Below are 590 nucleotides of genomic sequence, written 5' to 3'. Positions count from 1 at the left end.
TCGACGAAGGCGCCCTGCTCGCGCATCTCGGCGACCTGCGCCGCCGCCACGGTCGCCATCGCGACTTGGGTGAACTGCGTCAGGTACAGCACGCCCTCGGGGTGGTTGTAGTGCACACCGCTGGCGATGATGCTGGTCGGGTTGTCGCGCACCACGTGCAGCACCGAGAAGCCCAGCGTGTCGCGGGTGAACTTGTCCGCCTTGTCCCACACTTTGCGGGCGGCCTTGGAGCGGGCGCGGACGTCCATGCCCATGCCCTTGTGCTGAATCCCCTGACCGGGGAAGGCATACACCGTGTGCGGGGAGGCCAGGCGCGCCGTCGCCGACATCACCAGATCGGACCCGATGCGGGCGGACACGTCCAAAACCTCTGCGCCCTGGTCGATCCCGACGCGCTCGACGCGGAAATCGACCTCGTCACCGGGACGCACCATGCCCAGGAAACGCGCGGTCCAGCCGACCAGCCGGGCCGGGGGCCGGGCCTGGCCGTCGGTCGCCGTCACCGCGTGCTGCGCGGCGGCCGACAGCCACATGCCGTGAACGATGGGCGATTCCAGGCCGGCGAGCAGGGCGGCCGCCCGGTCGGTGTG

General features: G+C 70.7%; 1 protein-coding gene. It reads right to left on the bottom strand.

Annotated features, from left to right (window positions below; all coding sequences use genetic code 11):
* On the bottom strand, positions 1–590 hold a 590-nt coding region (locus A9X04_RS27170; protein ID WP_156764559.1), incomplete at both ends, for an acyltransferase domain-containing protein.

Source organism: Mycobacterium sp. E3247 (assembly GCF_001667785.1).
Lineage (GTDB): Bacteria > Actinomycetota > Actinomycetes > Mycobacteriales > Mycobacteriaceae > Mycobacterium.
This window is presented reverse-complemented; position numbering and strand designations above follow the sequence as displayed.